The 13,746-nt window shown below is 67.1% G+C and carries 15 protein-coding genes; 4 read left to right on the top strand and 11 right to left on the bottom strand.

Annotation, left to right across the window (positions count from 1 at the left end):
• Position 1 precedes the first annotated feature (1 nt).
• The 4 genes from EJC49_RS17725 to EJC49_RS17710 all read right to left on the bottom strand — a co-directional run bounded on the left by EJC49_RS17725 (position 2) and on the right by EJC49_RS17710 (position 3,583).
• Positions 2–766, bottom strand: a complete 765-nt coding sequence (locus EJC49_RS17725; RefSeq protein WP_126701270.1) for an ABC transporter permease — start codon at positions 764–766, stop codon at positions 2–4.
• 9 nt (positions 767–775) lie between these two features.
• Positions 776–1,828 carry an ABC transporter substrate-binding protein gene (locus EJC49_RS17720; RefSeq protein ID WP_126701269.1) on the bottom strand — a complete coding sequence of 351 codons (1,053 nt, stop codon included), beginning with the start codon at positions 1,826–1,828 and terminating at the stop codon, positions 776–778.
• 121 nt (positions 1,829–1,949) lie between these two features.
• The gene (locus EJC49_RS17715; protein ID WP_126701268.1) at positions 1,950–2,861 is read right to left on the bottom strand and encodes an NAD(P)-dependent oxidoreductase; all 912 of its coding nucleotides are present in this window, start codon (positions 2,859–2,861) and stop codon (positions 1,950–1,952) included.
• Between the two features lie 20 nt (positions 2,862–2,881).
• Entirely contained in the window at positions 2,882–3,583 is a 702-nt protein-coding gene (locus EJC49_RS17710) for an arylmalonate decarboxylase (protein ID WP_245453457.1), read from the bottom strand.
• Between the two features lie 155 nt (positions 3,584–3,738).
• Between EJC49_RS17710 and EJC49_RS17705 the strand changes: the two genes are divergently transcribed.
• Positions 3,739–4,215 (top strand): TRAP transporter small permease, encoded by a 477-nt coding sequence (locus EJC49_RS17705; RefSeq protein ID WP_170314777.1) that lies wholly within the window; start codon positions 3,739–3,741, stop codon positions 4,213–4,215.
• Complete coding sequence (locus EJC49_RS17700; RefSeq protein WP_126701265.1) at positions 4,208–5,509, top strand: TRAP transporter large permease; 1,302 nt, start codon at positions 4,208–4,210, stop codon at positions 5,507–5,509. The genes EJC49_RS17705 and EJC49_RS17700 overlap by 8 nt, the downstream gene beginning before the upstream one ends.
• 66 nt (positions 5,510–5,575) lie before the next feature.
• On the opposite strand, the gene EJC49_RS17695 is transcribed toward EJC49_RS17700, so the two are convergent.
• The 6 genes from EJC49_RS17695 to hpaR form a co-directional block, all read right to left on the bottom strand.
• Complete coding sequence (locus tag EJC49_RS17695; protein ID WP_126701264.1) at positions 5,576–6,376, bottom strand: enoyl-CoA hydratase/isomerase family protein; 801 nt, start codon at positions 6,374–6,376, stop codon at positions 5,576–5,578.
• 4 nt (positions 6,377–6,380) lie between these two features.
• On the bottom strand, positions 6,381–6,830 hold the full coding sequence (locus EJC49_RS17690) for a nuclear transport factor 2 family protein (protein WP_245453456.1): 450 nt from the start codon (positions 6,828–6,830) through the stop codon (positions 6,381–6,383).
• A gap of 83 nt (positions 6,831–6,913) precedes the next feature.
• Complete coding sequence (locus EJC49_RS17685) at positions 6,914–7,927, bottom strand: TRAP transporter substrate-binding protein (protein WP_170314776.1); 1,014 nt, start codon at positions 7,925–7,927, stop codon at positions 6,914–6,916.
• Between the two features lie 133 nt (positions 7,928–8,060).
• Complete coding sequence (locus EJC49_RS17680) at positions 8,061–8,531, bottom strand: DUF3237 family protein (RefSeq protein ID WP_126701261.1); 471 nt, start codon at positions 8,529–8,531, stop codon at positions 8,061–8,063.
• Entirely contained in the window at positions 8,528–10,099 is a 1,572-nt protein-coding gene (locus tag EJC49_RS17675) for a class I adenylate-forming enzyme family protein (RefSeq protein ID WP_126701260.1), read from the bottom strand. Before EJC49_RS17675 ends, EJC49_RS17680 begins: the two co-directional genes overlap by 4 nt.
• A gap of 263 nt (positions 10,100–10,362) precedes the next feature.
• Positions 10,363–10,932, bottom strand: coding sequence for a homoprotocatechuate degradation operon regulator HpaR (gene hpaR / locus EJC49_RS17670; RefSeq protein ID WP_170314775.1), 570 nt, complete (start codon positions 10,930–10,932; stop codon positions 10,363–10,365).
• A gap of 198 nt (positions 10,933–11,130) precedes the next feature.
• Here hpaR and EJC49_RS17665 point away from each other — a divergent pair, with 198 nt between their 5' ends.
• Positions 11,131–11,955, top strand: a complete 825-nt coding sequence (locus tag EJC49_RS17665) for an enoyl-CoA hydratase-related protein (protein ID WP_126701258.1) — start codon at positions 11,131–11,133, stop codon at positions 11,953–11,955.
• Positions 11,956–12,038: 83 nt separating this feature from the next.
• Here EJC49_RS17665 and EJC49_RS17660 read toward each other — a convergent pair whose 3' ends face one another.
• Positions 12,039–13,412, bottom strand: coding sequence for an aminomethyl transferase family protein (locus EJC49_RS17660; RefSeq protein ID WP_126701257.1), 1,374 nt, complete (start codon positions 13,410–13,412; stop codon positions 12,039–12,041).
• A 110-nt stretch (positions 13,413–13,522) separates the two neighbouring features.
• On the opposite strand from EJC49_RS17660, the gene EJC49_RS17655 reads away from it, so the two are divergent.
• Positions 13,523–13,746, top strand: a 224-nt coding sequence (locus EJC49_RS17655) for a helix-turn-helix domain-containing protein (protein WP_148106311.1), incomplete at its 3' end; no start/stop codon positions are given.

Raw genomic sequence — 13,746 nt, 5'->3', positions numbered from 1 at the left:
GTCATCTTCCTCGGGTTTCCAGGTGGCGCCAGCGAAGCAGCCGGTTCTCCAGTTGCGTCGTTCCCTCGTTGATCAGTCCTCCGACGACCATCAGGACAAAGAGCGCGGTGTAGATTCCCGTCATGTCGAACTGCTGGGCCGACCGGGTGATCAGATGGCCAAGCCCGTTGCGCGACAGCATCATCTCGCCGATCACGGCCGCGATCAGGGCATAGGGCAGGGCGTTCTTCAGTCCGGCGATGGTCCAGGTGAGGCAGGACGGCACCACGACCTTGACGAAACGCTCTTTGGCGCTGGCGCCCATCAGGGCCAGCGTGTCCATCAGCTCCTCGTCCACCGCGCGTGCGCCGGAAAACGAATTGAAGAACATCAGCAGGAACGAGACGAACGCCACCAGCACGATCTTGGGCTGCATGCCGAGGCCGAACCACATGATCAGCAACGGCGTCAGCGCCACGATGGGCAGCGAATTCATCAGGACGATGAACGGCCGGAAGACGGCCGCCATCCTTTTCGAGCGTCCCAGCAGCATTCCCGTGAGAACGCCGAGCGGGATGCCGATCGCCAGGCCTGCACCGATCTCGGTGCCGGTGATCATCATGTGGTACCAGAGGTCGCCCGCCATCCATTGTGCGAGCCTCTCGGCGATGGCCACCGGACTGCTGATCCAGCGGTCCGATACGAGGCGCGCACACGCCTCCCATGCGGCGAGGATCGCAACCAGGAGGATGGCGCGCTGCAGCCAGAGCCTGGACGAATCGGTCACTGGTCCGACCTACTTCAGGAACTCGGCCGCGGCCTTTTCGGCGAAGCTGTCGTCGACGAATTCCTCGTAGGGAACGGTGAGCGGCTCGGGGGACGCGATGGCCGCCCAGTCGAGCAGTCTCTGGTAGCCCTCCCTGGAGGTGACCGGCGTGGTCGCGGACTTGCCGCGGAAGTCCGGCTCGAACCCCGCGAAGATCGCCTCATCCGTGTCCGGGAAGTAGCTCTTGAGCCTGGAACCGACACCGTCCGGATCGGCCGCCTGGGCCATCATGGCCTTGGTCAGAGCATTGACCATGCGCTGGACCAGCTCCGGCTTCTCCTTCGTCAGCGCACTGCGGGTGATGATGGCAGTGTAGGGCACGCCTTCGAGTTCGGGAATGCTTTCGGTCAGGGGATCGATGGCGATCTTCCCGAGGCCCGCGGCTTCCGCCTGCTGCGGGAACGGCGATCCGAGCATGAAGCCGTCGACGGCGCCCTGCTCGAAGGCGGCGAACATGGCGGGCGGGCTGCCCAGCGGCTGGATGGTCAGGCGCTGCTCCGGATCCTTGCCCCGCTGCTTGAGCCAGCTGCGCAGGAGGACGTCGGTCGTGCTGCCGATGCCGGTGACGCCGATGGCGACGTTCTCGAGCTTCTCGACCTTCTCGTCGATCGACATCTCGGGAGAAATCCCCGTCTTCTCCAGCGCCGCGTTCGAGAGCACCAGCTGGATGGCATAGCCATTGAACAGGCTGCCCACGGAGACGAGATCGGCGCCGTTCTGGCGCGCGGTCATGGCAGGCTGCATGCCAACGACCGCGAAATCGGCGCTGCCGCCGGCAACGGCGGCAATCTGGCGTGATCCAGCGCCGACATCCACCCAGTCGATCTGGATCCCCTCCTTTTCGAAGAGGCCTTCCGATTCGGCGACGTAGAAGGGGTAGAAGTGCAGGGCCGCGCCGGGCGTGGCGATGGTCACGGTCTGGGTGTCCTGGGCAATGGCCGGCGCCGCCAGGGCGACCGCCGCCGCCAGCGCGAGCGCCCGCAGGGAATGGCCAGGCGCGAATGCTTTTCGGTTCTCAGTCATGGAATCCTCCCGAGGTCTCTTTCGCCGGACGCAGGACTGACGGACGGTGCGTCGGTCGAGCTCCTCCCTGTGTCGGCCGATCAAAACTAATTAACTTGTTATATTTTTGCAAGCTTCAATCTCAGCCGCCGGACGTCGTGTCCGGGTCATCGCCGACGACCACGTCGCCCCACTCCTCGAACACCTTGATCATCGTGGAGTAGTCCGACTCCGCCCCGAGCCGCGATGCGATGTGGTTGAACACGCCCGAAACGGTCGTGCCGATCGCGGCCGGCATGCGCATGTCGTGTGCGAGTTCGAGATAGAGGTCGATGTCCTTCAGACCGATCGCCAGCGGTCCGCCATAGCTAAAGCTGCGGGGCAGGATCGACTTCGGGAACTTGTCCATCGTAGCGGAATTCCGCCCCGTGCTCACGTTGATGACATCGATCATCGTGCGCGCGTCGAGGCCCGCCTTGACGCCCATCGACACCGCTTCGCAGGTCGCGACCATGGCGGTGATCGACAGGATGTTGTTCACCAGCTTGCAGACCTGCGCCATGCCGGGCTCCGGCCCGATGACGAAGATGTTGGAGGCGACCGCCGCCAGCGCGGGCCGCGCGGCTTCGATGGTTTCCGACGGACCCGAGACGATCGCCGTCAGCCGGCCCTCGGCCGCGCCGCGCGGCCCACCGCTGACGGGCGCGTCGAGGAAGCCGATGCCGGCCGCCGCGAGCGATCCGGCGATCCGGGTCATGGCGTCGCGCCCGAGCGTCGACATCTCGACATAGGTCCTGATTCGAGCGCCGTGAACGACGCCGTGCTCGCCGAAGGCGGTGTCGAAGCTCGCCTGCTTGCCCGGCAGGCAGGCAAGGACGAGCTCGGCGCGGTCGGCCACCTCGCGGGGATGCGCCGCCCCCTGGCCGCCCGCCGCCGCCAGCCGGTCCATCGCCTCCCTGGACGTATCGAAGCCGACCACGTCGTGGCCGCCTTCGATCATCCGCCGCGCCATGGCGCTCCCCATGTGGCCCAGCCCGATCATTCCGATGTTCACGTCCGCACCTCCCTTGGAATTCACGCCTGATAGAGACGGCCGAAGCCTGGCGCCCGGCCGGCTTGGCCGGTCAATCGAACAGCCGCCCGGGCGCCGACCATGGCGCTGGACAGGACCGGCAGGCCGAAGGCGTCTTCCAGCCCCGGACAGATGGTATGGGTGGAGAGCCCGGCGCAGGAGATCACCACCGCGTCGGCCAGCGGCGCCTGCTCGCGCACCTGGCGCGCCAGGCGCGCGATCCGCTCGGGGTTCGCCTCTTCGGCGTCGGACAACGACACGATGTCGAGGCCCGCAATGGCGTCGATGGTGAAGCCCTCGGCCGAAAAATAGGACGCGAACAGGGCGTTGACGTCGCCCCTGTAGGCGGTCGCGACCGCGAGACGGCGCGCCGACACCGTCCGCAGGGCTTCGACGAGGGCGCTGGTGAGCGTCGTGCAGGGGAGGCCGCTGGCGTCCTTCATCCGCTGCTCGATGTCCGCATTGAAGGCCGGCCCGCGAAAGAAGCTCAGCGAGGTGCCGAACAGGAGGATGGCCGTCGCGCCGCGCCGCGCGAGCGAGGCGCAGGCGGCGTCGAGCCTGGCGAGCGCCTCGGCATATCCGGCTTCGGACAGGCCCGCCACGCCCAGCCCCTCGACCAGGAAGTCGACGTCCGGAAACATCGCCTGCGCGTCCGGGGGAACGCGGCCACGCTCCGGCGGAACGACGAGCCCGACCCGTGTCACTCCTCCCAAGGCAGCACCTCCACGTTGCCGATATTATTTAATATGATAAACATTGACAGCCTCCGTGGCCAGCCCCTACCCTCGTCTCCGTCCGCGAAGCCGGGACGATGTCCGGCGGCCGGAGCGGGGGGAGCACGCGGGGCTGGGAGGTGGCGATGAGCCTGGTGACGCGCGTCGTCGATCTGATTTCTGGGTTTCTGTTGGCCTTGATCGCCCTCACCACTTTCGGTGAGGCGACGCTTCGCTATCTGTTCGCGATCCAGATACCGGATGCCTACACCTTGTCGGGCTATGCCCAGGCCATCGCGATCTTCTGGGGCGTATGCAGCGCGACCTATGCCGGAAGGCACATCACCGTGGACATTCTGTGGGAGTATCTGGGCCGGAATGGCCGGCGCATGCTGGATCTCGTCGCCACGCTGTTCAGCGCGCTGTTCCTGGGCGCGATGACATGGATGCTGTTTGCCAAGGTGCAACGCGCCCATGGCAGCTTCGAGATCACCAGCGTCCTGCACTGGCCGATCTGGCCGTTCATCGCGGCGGCGGCCGCCGGCATCGCCACCGCATTCCTTCTGGCCGTGTTGCGACTGGTGGAGATCGCCCGCAACCGCACCGGTGAGATCCATGACTGACTCGATCATTGCCGTCGGCGGCTTCGTCGGGCTCTTCGTCCTCATCATCCTGAGGGTGCCGATCGGTTTCGCGATGGGCATCGCCGGCGTTGCCGGCTTCGCCGCCGTCAGCGGCTGGAAGCCCGGGCTCAACCTGCTCATGAACTCGCCGCTCAGGACCGCCTCGGACTACACGCTGAGCGTCATCCCGATGTTCGTGCTGATGGGCGTCTTCGCCAGCGCCTCCGGCATGAGCCGCGAACTGTTTCGCGCCAACCGCGCCTGGTTCGGCCACCTGAGAGGCGGAACCGCCATTTCCACCATCCTCGCCTGCGGCGGGTTCGCGGCCATCAACGGGTCGTCGGTCGCCACCGCCGCGACGATGACGACCGTCGCATTGCCGGAGATGCGCAAGGCCGGCATGGAACCGGGGCTTGCGGCCGGCACGATCGCGGCCGGCGGGACGCTGGGCATCATGATCCCGCCATCGGTGGCGATGCTCATCTACGGCATCCTCACCGAGCAGGACATCGCGCGGCTGTTCATGGCGGGCGTGATACCCGGCCTACTCGGCATCCTCTTCTATGTCCTGGTCGTGCGCGTCATCGTGGCCCGCCGCCCCGACCTCTGCCCCGTGGGCGAACGCGCCAGCCGGCGCGAGCGCTGGAACTCGCTGCGGGACATCTGGGCCACGCTCCTGCTCTTCACCGTCATCATCGGGTCTATCTACGGCGGGTTCGTGACGGTGACGGAGGCCGCCGGCATCGGCGCGACCGGCGCCTTCGCGATCGGCGTTCTGCGGGGACGGCTGAGCGCGGCGCGGGTGATGGAGTGCCTGGTGGAAGCGCTGCGCACCACCGCGTCCATCTTCGTCATCGCGATCGGCGCCTATCTGTTCGGCTACTTCCTCACCATCACGCAGACCACTCAGGCGCTGGCCGAGATGCTGGTGGCGCTGCCGATCGGCCCCTATGGCACGCTGGCGATCATCCTGCTCGTCTACATTCTCCTCGGCGCGGTGATGGACGAACTGGCCATCATCCTTTTGACCGTGCCGATCATCTTTCCCGTCATCGTCGCGCTCGGCTTCGATCCGATCTGGTTCGGGGTGATCATCGTCATGACCGTGACGCTCGGCCTGATCACGCCGCCCGTCGGCATGAACGTCTTCGTCATCAATTCGATCGCGCGGGACGTGTCGCTGACCACCATCTTTCGCGGCGTCGCGCCCTTCATCGCGGTGGATGTGCTGCGGCTGGTCATCCTCTGCGCGGTGCCGTGGCTGTCGCTCGTGATCCCGAACTCGATGTACTGATCGGCGGCAGGACGCGCCGCGCAAGCATCCCGGATCGGCTAGCCGGCCAGATCCCGGAAGCGTCGCTCAGCGCGTCTCGTCGGCCGGGCGCCTGCGGGCGGAGGCGAAGTCCGGCGCCTCGCGCGCCAGAAAGGCGCGCAGGCCCTCGCGGCTTTCGGGCGCGTGCCCCAGCGAGACCGCTCGATCGAGCGCCGCATCGAGGGCTTCGTCTTCGGGAAGCGCCAGCGCGTCGCGCAGCGACCGCTTGATCATCGCCACAGCCCCGCGCGGGCCGGCCGCGAGCGCGCGGGCGAGATCGAGCGCGTCGGCTTCGGCCGAAGCGGCGCCGGCCAGGCGATTGACGAAATTCCAGCGGTGGGCGGTCGCCGCGTCGATCTCCTGTCCGGTCAGCATCATCTCGAGCGCGCGGACATGGCCGATGCGGCGCGGGATCCACACCGTTCCGCCGATGCCCGGGAAGACGCCGAGCTTGACCTCGGGCAGGCAGAAGCGGGCCTGGTCGCCGGCCAGGACGATGTCGCAGGCGGCCGCCAGTTCCATGCCGCCGCCGAAGGCGATGCCATCGATCGCGGCGATCGTGGGAAGCGGCAGCCCGGCCAGCGCCCGCAGCGCGCGGCTCTCGATGCGCAGCATCGATGCCGGACCGTCCGGCGTGTCCTGCAGCCGCGCGAGTTCGCGGATGTCCGAGCCGGCGCAGAACGCGCCTCCGGCCGTCCCGGTCACCAGCACTGCCCCGATGTCGTCTGGAATGTCCGACAGCATCGCGATCAGCTGCGCCGCCATCGCCGACGTCAGCGCATTGGCCTTGCCGTTGACGAGGCGCAGAACGAGAACGCCATCCTGAGCGGTGCCGGTGATGTCGCCCATCGGCTCAGGCGAAGCCCGTGCCGTCCGGCGTCCAGGGGCAATCGGCGTCGCGCCAGTAATGGACGCGCCGTTCGCAGAAGAGGAAGCCGGACTCGGTGCGCCGGAAATTGTCGGTCGAATAGCCGATCACCTCGAAAATCTTCTTGCCGGCTTCGGCGTGCCACTTCGTGACCGTCCAGTAGGACCGCGTCTCGTAGCCCCAATCGGTGGGGCTGAGGCGAAGATTGTCGATGTGGTGCTGGCGGCCACGGAAGACCGGATTGGCCATGAGCTTGCGGAAATAGCCCTCGAAGGCCGTCCGTCCCTCGTAGACATTGCCGGCGCTGTCCTCGAAGACGGCGTCGTCCGTGAACGTCGCGAGGAGCCCGTCGATGTCGGCGGTGTCGAGCGCCCAGACATAATCGGCGATCAGGGTCTGGATCTTCGGGTAGTCGGCCCAGTTCGCATCCGTCATCGGCACGATGGCTGCTCCTTGCTTGGAGGGGTCAGGGTGAAAACCGCCGACGCCCGGAAGGAGGGCGTCGGCGGCTTCGGAGATCAGTAGCGGGCGTCGTTGGCGTCGAGGCGCTCGAACAACTCCGCCTGGACCTGCGTCGCGTCGATGCCGTAGCGGTCGCCCGCGGTCTTCAGCACCTGGTCGACGAGCGGCGCCGCGGCGTCCTTCCACTTGGCGAACTCGTCCTCCGAGAGGGAGTAGACGGTGTGTCCTTCCAGCCCCCGAAGACGCTCGAGAGCGGCCATTTCGCCATCGGCCCAGCCCTGGTTGACCTTGGCCGACCATTCGGGCGTGCAATGGGCATCGATGACAGCCTTCTGCGAATCCGAAAGGCCCGCATAGAAGTCCTTGTTGATCACCTGCGCCTGCGCGGTGATGTAGAAGGGCTCGCCCATATGGTACTTCAGCGCGCTCTCGGCCCGGATGACGAAGATGTCCGGCGGCCAGGTGACGCCGTCGACGACGCCGCGCTCGGCCAGTTCGCGGATCTCGGGAAGGGCTGCCTGCACGGTCGCCCCGCCCTGGGCGGTGACGAAGGCCGACGTGACCGGACCGGCCGGGCGGATGCGAAGGCCGTTCAGCTGGTCGGGCGTGCGGACTTCGGTCTTCGTGGTGTGCAGCGTGCCCGGATGGTGCATCGTCACGAGGCACACCTTCACGTCCGGCATTTCCCGGTCGGCATAGGCCGCATACCATTCGTGCAGCGCCTTGGCGCCGTCGGTGCTGTTCTTGAAGGTGAACGGCAGCTCGATGATGCTCCAGATCGGGAAGCGGCCCGCGGAATAGCCCGGCGCCACCATGGCCATGTCGACGATGCCGTCCCGGGCCATGTCGTAGTGATCGCCGGCCTTGCCGAGCTGCTCGGCCGGGAAGAGCTTCACGGCGATCTCGCCGCCCGAAGCGGCCTCCACGTCCTTGCCCCATTCGGTGAGACCCGCCACGAGCGGATGCATCGGCGGAATCCACAGGGAAAGCTTCATGTCGACCGCATGCGCGGCATTCGCTCCGGCGAGCATGGTCGTCGCCAGGGCCGCGGATAGGAACAGGTTCTTCATTGGGTCTCCTCCCAGAACGCGCCGAGGCATTCGGCGCAAATTCTATAACAAATTAAACATTTCGCATCGACTTTGTCCAGTTGCCGCCCCTCTGGATCGGGGCGACGGCGACCATCGGAGAGGCTGCTCGCGTCTACAGGACGGCGAAATAGTCGAAGACCGAGTGGTCCGCGTGTCGCTCGGCGCGGCCGATGATGACCGTGCGGGTCAGCCAGTCATGCGGACCGCGCGGGGTGTCGAAGGTCGGCGAGAGTCGCATGTAGTAGTCGTCGGGACCCACGGGTTCGAGCGCTTCCATCTTGCGGGCCGTCTCGGGCGGCGCGTGGCGATAGCCGTTGTTGCGCATGTAGATCTGGGTGCCGTCGTCTGCCTCGAGCATGTAGTGGGCGGTAAACGCCACGGTGTCGTCCGGCCGGTAGAGCGCCCAGTCGCCGCCGGAGTTCGGCACCACGCGTCCGTTGAGGCGCGGCCCTTCGATTTCGCCGCCGGCCGCCGCGACGAAGCCGCGGACGCCGCCGGACGGCAGTTCGCCGATCTTCTGGCGCATCCCGAGCTTCAGGCGGATGCGGAAGACGAATTCGAGCCGGGGGGGAATGACGTTCATGCGCTTTCTCCTGGAACGGAGGATGCAGCCGTCCGGGCGACGTGCTCCTCGCGCAGCTGCTTCTTGGAAATCTTGCCGGCGCCGGTGACGGGAAGGCTGTCGCGGAATTCGACCGTGCGCGGGCTCTTGTACCGCGCGATCCGGTCCTTGCAGAAGCCGATGATGGCGTCCGGGTCCAGCGAGGCGCCGGCTTCCGGCACGACGACCGCATGCACCGTCTCGCCCCAGAAGGCATCCGGCACGCCGATGACGGCCACCTGCTTCACGCCCTCCATCAGGCCGATGACGTTCTCGACCTCGAGGGAATAGACGTTTTCCCCGCCGGTGATGATCATGTCCTTGATGCGGTCGACGATGTAGAAGAAGCCCTCCTCGTCGACATAGGCGGCGTCTCCCGTGTGCATCCAGCCATCGCGCAGCGCCTTGGCCGTCTCCTCGGGCAGGTTCCAGTACTCATTCATGACCATGGGACCGCGAACGGCCAGTTCGCCGACCTCCCCGGGCGGACAGTCGCTGCCGTCGGGCGCGACGATGCGGGCCTCCTCGTTGTAGACCGGCATGCCGCAGGAGCGCATCCGGTGGCCGGCCGTCTTCGGATCGCGCCATTCGAACGGCATCAGCATGCCGAGGGGCGAAATTTCCGTCATGCCCCATCCATGCAGGAAAAGAAGATCGGGCCAGAGCCTGATCGCCCGGGCCAGCGTCGCCTCCGGCATGGGCGCGGCGCCGAACTGGATCTGCCGCAGCGAGGAACAGTCGAAAGGCTCCGTCTCGGCGAGGTTCACCAGCATCTCGATCATCGTTGGAACGAGGCAGATGTGGGTCACCGAATGGGCCTGGATGAGTTCCAGGCAGTGGCGCGCGTCGAAGCGCGGCATGAAGACATGGGTGCCGCCCGCCATCGTCAGCGAATAGGTCGACATGCCATCGGTGAGGTGGAACATCGGTGCGGCATGGAGATAGACGCTTTCGCGCCCGTAGCCGATCAGCGCCACCGCGTTCAGCGCGTTGGTCGAGAGATTGTCGTGGGTCAGCACGACGCCCTTCGAGCGGCCGGAGCTTCCGCCGGTGTAGAAGATGCCGGCCATCTCGCTGCCGCCGCGCATCTGGTCGGGAAGCGCTTCGGCCCCGGCCAGCATGGCCTCGTAGTCGACCCAGCCCGCCCGGGGCTCGCCCGACAGCGATATCACCGCCTTCATGCCCGACAGGATGTCGCCCAGCTGCTCGGCGCATTCGCGCTGCGAGGCGTCGACGATGAGCGCCACCGCGCCGCTGTCGCGCAGGACATAGGCCACCTCGGCGGGCGACAGCCGCGTGTTGATGGGCACCATCGCGGCGCCGGCCCAGGGCAGCGCGAATTCGAGCTCGAAATAGCGGTCGCTGTTGAGCGCCAGAAGCGCGACGCGCTCGCCTCGTCCGATGCCCAGGGCCGCGATGCCGCCGGCGGCCAGCGCCACGCGGTCGCGCACCTCCGTCCAGGTGCGTCGTCGGTCGCCGTCCACGGTGGCGAGGCCGTTCCTGTTGACGAGCGCGGCGCGCTTGAGCGGCTGCGTGAGATAGGCTGCCATCGATCTCCTCCCGTTCCGATTGACTGCCGCCGTCCGATCCGTAGCCGGACCGGCCGGCAGGACGGCGCCTCTCCTCTGCGGGCGCCATCGCTGGTCGGAATGGAGTTGATATTAAACAAGTTAAATAACGAAGGTCAATCGCCGTAGGACAAGATTGCGTCGGCCGCCGGAGCCCTGCCCGCTGGCGGCCGGCCCGGTTTCCATGTCCGACACTCCGCGCCCGGGGCGCCGCCACATGCCGGAAAGGAACCGGGTGCGATGCCTCAGCTCGCGACCTTGCGCGGACGCCCCCGCGCCTTGAGCGGCGTTTGCGGGACGAGATCGGCCGGCAGGCCCTGGATTTCGGATGGAGAGAAGGTCAGGCCCGACACCTTCTCGTCCAGCTCGACCAGAAGGTTCTGCAACTGGCGCAGCTTTTCCGTCCCCATGACGTCGCGAATGCTGCGATAGACCGCGCGCGCTTCGGGCGCCACGAGTTCGAACAGCCCCGAACCCCGATCGTTGAGCGAAACGAGCATCCGGCGCAGGTCGGACGGATCGTTGCGGCGGTTGATGTACTCGCGCTGTTCGAGTTCGCGCACGATGCGCGACAGCGAGGGAAACAGGATGGCCGTCATGCGCGCGAGTTCGGTCATCTCGACCTCCTCGAGCGTCTCGATGGTCCAGATCACCCGCCATTGCGGCTCCGTCAGCCCATATTTGTGCAGCACGGACCGGAAGCTGCCCATCACGCTTTCCCGCGCGCGCACGATCGAAAGCGGCAGGGCTTCGACCACCTGCTCCCGCGTCAGATGCGCCTGGACCGGTTTCTTCCTGCGCTCGTATGCCGCCATGCTCATGCCGCCCGGATGATTGCTGTCAACCGTCTTCCCGCAAGGCGGACGGAAAATCAAGTTGCACGGGAGGGTGGTTGAAATTAATAAATCTGTTAATCAAACGAAAGTCGTGGGCGCCGCCTGCCCGCCCGGCATCGGCAGCGGGTGACAGGCGCCGCGCGGCACACGCACGGTGGAATTGCGAGAGGAGCGCAGATGCAGTTTTCGGATTTGGCTGTGACCGACCACGGCAACGTGGCTTGCGTCGCGATCGTCCGTCCCGAGACGAAGAATGCGCTGCGTCGCGAGACGCTGGAGCAGTTGCGCGCCGTGATCGCGGGGCTGTCGGCGCGGCAGGACGTGCGCGCCATGGTGCTGACCGGCTGCGACAACGCCTTCTGCTCGGGCGCGGATCTGTCCGACCCGATGATGGGTGGCCACCTGCCGCCGGAACAGCGCGGCGAAGCCTGCGCATCCGTGCTCGACGGGTTGATGCACGCCTTGATCCGGGACATCCGCAACGCGCCGTTTCCGGTGGTCGTGGCGGTGAACGGCGTGGCGGCCGGCGGCGGTGTCGGGCTGGCGCTGGCGGGCGACATCGCCATCGCGGCGCGGTCGGCGCGCTTCGTCCTCACCTTCACGTCCCGGCTCGGTCTGGTGCCCGACCTCGGAACCTCCTGGCAGCTCGCGCGCACGCTTGGCCGCGCAAGGGCGCTGGGTGTGCTCCTGACGGGCCAGCCGCTCTCGTCCGGACAGGCGCTCGACTGGGGGCTGATCTGGTCGGTTGCCGAAGACGAGGCCTTGCTCGGCCAGGCGCTGGACCTTGCCGCGACCCTCGCCGCCGGGCCGGTGGCCGGGCAGGTCGCGACCCGCCGCCTGCTCGACCGGGCCTTCGTGAGCGACCTCGACACCCAGCTGGATGCCGAGCGCGACGCGCAGGCCTCGCTCGTCGGCGGCGCCGAGGTGGTGGAGGCCATGCAGGCCTTCGCAGCGCGGCGCAACCCCGACTTCCTGGCCGCCGGCCGGTTCGCCAAGGCCTGAAGACGATCCGTCCATGACGAAGCCGCCCGCACCCATCGAGGGCGCGGGCGGCTTTCGTTCGATCGGTCGAAGGAGGCCCGCCGTCAGGCGTTGGCGCGGTAGACGGTGCGCGCCTTCTCGACGAGGGGCGCCGGCTGGACGGTCACGCGGATCTTCACCTGGACGTGGTCCTCGACCTGCAGCTTGGACGAGGGCGTGTCCTCGCCCCAGACCAGGGTGATCTCGGTTCCCGGTTCGGCGAATTCCGGCTCCACCACGCCGAGCGACAGGATGGCGCGTTCGTTGGCGGAGTAGCCCGTCCAGGTCGACAGGCCCACGGTCTTGCCGTTCGCCTCCACCCGGTCGAAGTGGAAGGTGTCGTAGAGCGCCATCGGCAGGTTGATGAACTTGGCGCCCGGGCCGGGGTGGAACATCGAGCCGTAGGCCTTCGCGGTGTCCTCGCCGTTCCACACGAAGGTGACCTTGCGGCGCGCGCCGGCACGATCCGCCGCGCGCCGTTCCAGCGCCTCGCGGCCGATGAAGTCATGGTCGAAGGCGACGATCCGCCCGTAGTCGAGCTCGTCGGGCGTGAAGTAATAGTCCTCGATGTTCGGCGAGTGGAAGCTGCCGCCCAGCGGGGAGATGGTCTCGTAGGCATTGCCCTTGAGCCAGCGGCGATAGTCGGCCAGGCGCTCGTCGGTGTAGATCGCGGGCAGCGGACGGGGCAGCCAGCCCGATTCCAGGGCGTTGGTGTGATAGGCGCGGCCGCCGACCTGGACCAGTCCGTGCGCACGGCCCGCCTCGAGGATCGCCGAATGCACGGCGTCGTTGTCTTCCCACGGCCCCCAGATCTCGAAGCCCGGCTCCCCGGCCATGCCATGCCGCAGCGCGCGCACCTCCTTGCCTGCGATCGTGAACCGCGTCATGTGGAAGAAGCGCAGCTTCGGCGGCTCCTGCCCGGTCGCGTCGCGGATGACGTCGAGCGCGCCGGGGCCCTGGATCTGGTAGCGGTACAGCACCGGATCGCCCTTGCGCACCAGCGAGTTGTCGTCGCGCCAGATCTGCACGTCGTAGCCGCCCGTTTCGGCATGATAGTGCAGCCAGTTGATCGACGGCGGGATGCCGACGGCCTGGTACTCGTCCTCGTCCAGATGGAACAGGATGTTGTCGCCGATGACATGGCCGTCGTGATTGACGGCGATGAACTGCTTGGCCATGTCGACCGGGAAGGTCGCCATGCTGTTGACCGCCAGGCTGGAGATCAGCTTCAGCGCGTCGGGCCCCTTGATGTTGAGATCCGCCATGTGGTGCGACTGGTCGTAGAGCACCGCGGTGCGGCGCCAGGCGAGCTGCTCGTCGCGCCAGTTGGTGAATTCCTGCACCAGCCGCGGCACCACGGCCGGCGGCGTCTGCGATTCCCACAACAGCTTCACGGGGCTCCCCGCCTGTGCGATCGCCTCTTCCAGATTTCGTGCCATGGTCAGTTCCTCCCAGATCCGGTCTTCAAAAGACGGCATGTCAGTCTGGAGCGCGGCAAGTCCGATGTAAAACATGTTTTCTTGACGTAACACCCAGGCTAAGCTGGGTTATGCGCATCCTCCCCTTCACGCTCCGGCAGCTGGAATATTTCGACGCGATCGCCAGCGGCGGCTCCCTCGCGGCGGCGGCCGAGCGCTGTCACGTCAGCGCCTCCGCCCTGGCCCTGGCGCTGGACGAGCTCGAACACCATCTCGCCCAGCAGCTCTTCGTGCGCCGCAAGGGCCGGGGCGTCGCGCTCACCGCCGCCGGCGCGCGGCTCCTCGCCACGGCCCG

This window comes from Aquibium carbonis, from assembly GCF_003970795.1.
Classification (GTDB): Bacteria; Pseudomonadota; Alphaproteobacteria; order Rhizobiales; family Rhizobiaceae; genus Aquibium; species Aquibium carbonis.
Note: the sequence above shows the minus strand (reverse complement) of the source record. Positions and strands in the feature narration are given on the sequence as shown.